A 4,970-nucleotide genomic window follows, 5' to 3' on the forward strand; every position below is an offset into this window, starting at 1 on the left:
GATCGCCCACAGCCAGGGCATCTATCCCGGCGGCGTGGTCACCTCGACCTATATGCTGGGCGCCGCCTCAGGCGACTTCTGGCTGCAGCCGAACGCGTCCCTGCAGGTCACCGGCCTCGCCACCGAGGACATCTTCTTCAAGCGGTTCTTCGACAAGTACGGCGTCACCCCGCAGTTCGAGCAGCGGCAGGAGTACAAGAACGCCGTCAACACCTTCACCCAGAGCGACTACACGCCCGCCCACCGTGAGGCGACGCTGTCCTGGATGAGCTCGGTCTACCAGTCGGCCCTGGCCACTGCGGCCGGCGACCGCAAGCTGGACGCCGCCGCCCTGCAACGCACGCTGGAAGCCGGTCCTTACCGCGCCGAAGACGCGCTGCGGCTGAAGCTGGTCGACCGCCTGGGTCAGGTCCGGGAAGCGCGCCAGGCGCTGTTGGACCGCGCCGGCGAGGGCGCCCAGGCCGTGGACTTCCGCGACTACGGCGAGGATGGCCGCTCGCGGCGCGCGACCGGCGGCGACACCATCGCGGTGATCGAGGCCGAGGGCGCGATCGTCACCGGCCGAGACGAGGGCGCCAGTCCCTTTTCCAGCAACGGCGCGATCTATTCCGACGACCTCGCCGACGCGATCCAGCGCGCGACGCGGGCCAAGAACGTCAAGGCCATCGTCCTGCGCGTGAACTCGCCTGGCGGCTCGGATACGGCCTCGGAGCAGATCCTGGACGCCATTCGCGCCGCCAAGGCCAAGGGCAAGCCGGTCGTCGTTTCGATGAGCACCTATGCCGCCTCGGGCGGCTACTGGATCGCCTCGGAGGCCTCGGCGATCGTCGCCCAGCCCACCACCCTCACCGGCTCCATCGGCGTGTTCGGCGGCAAGTTCGCGCTAGGCGAAGCGCTCGCCAGGTTCGGCGTCGATGTGCGCGAGACGGGCCTCGGCGGCGAGTACGCGGGCGCTTTCAGCCTGGGCCAGCGCTTCACCCCCACCCAGCGGGCGGCCTTCGCCGGCTGGATGGACGGCATCTACGAGGCCTTCCTCCAGCGCGTCGCCCGCGGCCGGAACCTGCCGCTGGAGCGCGTGCGCGAGATCGCCAAGGGCCGCGTCTGGACCGGGGCTCAGGCCAAGCAGCTGGGGCTCGTCGACGAGCTGGGCGGCTTCTACCAGGCGGTCGCCAAGGCCAAGGCGCTGGCCGGCCTGACGGGCGACGTGACCCTGCGGCGCATGACGCCGACCGAAAGCCCGATCGAGGCGCTGGAGCGGGCGCTGGGCGTCTCGGCCACCTCGGCCCGCACGCTGGCGGCGGCGGCCTGGGTGCTGGGCGACCCGCGCGCCGAGGCGGTCATCGAACGCGCCGCCGAGGCCCGACTGCGGGCCGAAGGCGCCACGGTCCTGGCCCCCTCGCCGATCCGCTGAGGCCTCGGCCGTGACTGCGGGCGACCATCGCCAGGCCTACGATCTGCTGGCCCGCGGCGACCTGCAGGGCGCGCTGCGGCTGACCGCGGCCCTGACCGCCGTTCCCCTGCCGACCGCCGGCGCCTACGCCGCCCGCGCCGCGGTGCTGAAGGCCGCCGACCAGACCCAGGCGGCGCTCGCCGTCAACCGCGAGGCCGCACGGCGCTATCCCGCCAGCGGGGTCACCTGGCACAACCTGGCCGCCACGCTCGGAGACCTCGGTCTCGCCGAAGAGGCCGAGGCCGCCGCCCGCCGCGCCATCGCGCTGGGCCTCGCGGCCGCCGAGACCCGGCTGGTGCTGGCGCGCGCGTTGCAGGCCCTGCACCGCTTCGACGAGGCCGAGGCCGCCTTCCGCGAGGCGCTCGCACTCCGGCCCGACTACGAGGAGCCGAACACCGAGCTGGCCCAGCTCATCTGGATGCGGACCCGCGACCGCGCCGCGGCCCTCTCGCCGCTGCACGCCGCGCTCGCGGCCCGTCCGGGCCACCCGGGCCTGCGCCGCGCGCTCGCCGTCGCGCAGCAGTTCACCGGCGATCCCCAGGCCGCGCGCGCCACGGTCGAAGCGGGCTTGGGCCAGCCTCCCTACGATCCGCGCCTGCTGGGCCTGGCTATCGACCTCTGCTGCGTCACCGGCGACGCCGCAGCAGCCCTTCGCTGGGCCGCCCATGTGACCGGGCAGGACGCGTCCTCCCACGCCGCGCGCGCCCAGGCGCAGCTCGCCGCCGGCGACGGCGCGGCGGCCGAGCGCGAGGCCGCCCTGGCGGTCGCCAAGGCGCCGCACGACCAGTACGCCCTCGCCCTGCTCGCGACCGCCTGGCGGCTGACCGGCGACGTGCGCTACCGCGAACTGTACGACTACGACGGCCTCGTCGCCGCCTACGACCTCATCGACCCCGACACGGCCGAGGGCTCTCGCGAGCTGGCCGAGCTGCGCGACGCGCTGAGGCGGCTGCACCGGTTCACGGCCCACCCGTTCTCGCAATCGGTCCGCGAGGGCAGCCAGGCGACTCTTCGCCTGGACGGCGGCCACGAGCCGGCCATCGAGCGCCTGCTGCAGCGGCTGCGCGAGGCGGTGGGCCGGCGGGTTTCCGAAGGCGCCGGGCGCGGCGGGCCCTTCTGGGGGCGCAACACCGGGGCGGCCGAGTTCTCCGGGGCCTGGTCGATCCGCCTGGGCGCCAGCGGCCACCACGCCGACCACATCCACCCGCGCGGCTGGATCTCGTCGGCCTTCTACGTCTCCGTCCCCGACGAGAGCGCCGACGCCGTGAACCGGCCCGGCTGGATCAAGTTCGGCGAGCCGGGCGCCCGCACGAGCCCCCGGCTCGGACCCGAGCACTTCGTTCAGCCGAGGCCCGGCCGGCTCGTGCTGTTCCCGTCCTACATGTGGCACGGCACCGTGCCCTACGCGTCCGCCGAAGAGCGGATGACGGTCGCCTTCGACGCCCTGCCCGTCGCCGGCTGAGGCTTCCGCGCGCTTGGGCGCCGGCCCCACGACGTCTCAGACCTCACAAAGAAAAGGGCGGCGGATTGCTCCGCCGCCCTTCCAGTCTCTTCCGAGCGTGTCGCTTAGAAGTTCGCGGTGATGCCCACGAACAGGCGACGGCCCAGCAGGTCGTACATCGGATAGGTGTTCGGCAGACCACCGCCGACGATCGCGCTCGGGATGAGCGGCGGATCCTTGTCGAACACGTTGTTGACGCCGGCGCGGAGCGAGACGTTGTCCGCCACGTTCCACAGGCCCGAGACGTCGAAGTAGTTGTACGCCTTGATCTTGTTCACGAAGAGGTTCGGCGCGCCGGACAGAGCAGGGTCGTCCGACAGGCGCTCGTACTTCGTGCTGCCCCAGTGGCGCCAGGCCACCGACAGGGTGGCGTCGACCATCGGCAGGGTCCAGTTGACCCGCAGCTGGTGACGCCACTCCGGATTCACGGTGGCGCAGGTCGGGCCGTAGTAGCCCGCGCAGTCGTAGGCCGGGTCGCCCGGGATCGGCACGTTGTCTTGCTTCAGCAGCAGGGCGCCGTTGAAGTTGAACGACACGCGGCCGATGCCGTCCACGCCCCAGTCTTCCAGCGGCAGCTGGTACGAGGCTTGGAAGTCGAGGCCTTCGTTGATCGTCTTGGCGACGTTGACGGTCGTGCCGTTGATGTAGCCGCCGGCGCCGAGCGTCGTACCGAAGATCGTGCCGTTGGCCGGGTTACGAACCACCTGCGAGCAGAAGAATTCGTCGCCGGTTTCCAGGCAGCGCTCGAGGATGATTTCGAGCGGGATGTTGCCGATCTGGTCGGCAATCTTGATCCGGTAGTAGTCGATGCTGCCGACGAAGCCGGGCAGGAAGCGCGGCCGCGTGCTGAAGCCGACGGTGAACGTCTTGGCGATTTCCGGCGTCAGTTCGGTGTTGCCCCCGGTGGCCACGGCGCACTGGTTGGCCGGGCACTGCGGGATGTTGCCGTACTGGGCGGGCGTGATGCCGGTATTCTGGCACTGGGCCAGGGTCGCCGGGTTTTCCGCGTCGCGGGCGCAGGGGTCTTCCGGCACGTCGCTCGTGTTGGTCACGCTGGCGGGCGTGTACAGCTCGAGGATGTTCGGAGCCCGGATCGCCTTGTTGTACGAGCCGCGGAAGCGGATGTCTTCCACGGGCTCCCACTGGAAGCCGATCTTGTAGGTCTTCGCCTGGATGCCGGTCGAGTAGTCCGAGTAGCGGTAGCCGCCTTCCAGGACCACGTCGCGGGCGAACGGCATGTTCGAGACCAGCGGGACCCGGGCTTCGGCGTAGACTTCCGCGGCGCGCAGGCCTCGGTGCGGATCGACCGTGGCCTGCGCGCCGCGGAAACCGGACCGGTCGCCGCGCGCCGAAGCCGCGTCGGGCGCGTATTCGAAGTGGTCGCGGCGCTGGGTGGCGCCGATGGCGATGCCCACGCCTTCTTCAGCCCACGGCGACTTGATGCCGTACTCGCCGAGCTGACCGGTCAGGGTCGCTTCGACGATGCGCTGAGTGATCGTGCCGCTCTGGGTGCCGAGGATCTCGAGCGAGCGGGCCGCTTCCGGGGTCACGCCGCCGTCGCGGAACAGGTTGTAGGGCACGCAGCCGGCGTTGCCCGAAAGGCAGACCGGGTTCGCGGCCGTGCCGCCGACCAGCAGCGCGTCTTGGATGCGTTGCAGGCTCAGGTAGCCTTCCGACCGGCTCGCCAGCGTGGTGCTGTAGTACGAACCATAGATGTCGTAGCTCCAGGCGTCGTTGATCTGGCCACGGCCGCCGCCGACGAAGCGGTAGTTGGTGTGGTCGTAGAACGAGTTCCGGGGCCCGCCTTCCACGTTCCGGCGACCGAAGTAGAGGTCGACGGTCTCACCGGCGGCGATGGCGGCCGGCGTACAGCCCAGGGCCGTCGCTTGCTGGCCGCTCAGGAAGGGGTTGTTACAGTTGACCAGGAAGCCGCCGGTGTCGGTGACGCCGCTGCCTTGGAACAGCGCGCTGGGCGCGATGTTCACGTTGGACTTGCTGCTCATGAAGTTGAAGCTCGAG

At 71.1% G+C, this 4,970-nt stretch carries 3 protein-coding genes; 2 read left to right on the forward strand and 1 reads right to left on the reverse strand.

The genetic code is table 11. The features are described 5' to 3' along the window. The coding region (gene sppA / locus RIF93_RS18595; protein ID WP_309092942.1) for a signal peptide peptidase SppA at positions 1-1,411 on the forward strand (1,411 nt) is incomplete at its 5' end. A 10-nt stretch (positions 1,412-1,421) separates the two neighbouring features. Beyond that, positions 1,422-2,912 carry a putative 2OG-Fe(II) oxygenase gene (locus tag RIF93_RS18600; RefSeq protein WP_309092943.1) on the forward strand — a complete coding sequence of 497 codons (1,491 nt, stop codon included), beginning with the start codon at positions 1,422-1,424 and terminating at the stop codon, positions 2,910-2,912. Between the two features lie 104 nt (positions 2,913-3,016). Here the strand turns inward: RIF93_RS18600 and RIF93_RS18605 are convergent. Continuing rightward, a partial coding sequence (locus RIF93_RS18605; RefSeq protein WP_309092944.1) for a TonB-dependent receptor domain-containing protein occupies positions 3,017-4,970 on the reverse strand: 1,954 nt, incomplete at its 5' end.

It is taken from the genome of Phenylobacterium sp. (genome assembly GCF_031181185.1).
GTDB lineage: Bacteria > Pseudomonadota > Alphaproteobacteria > Caulobacterales > Caulobacteraceae > Phenylobacterium.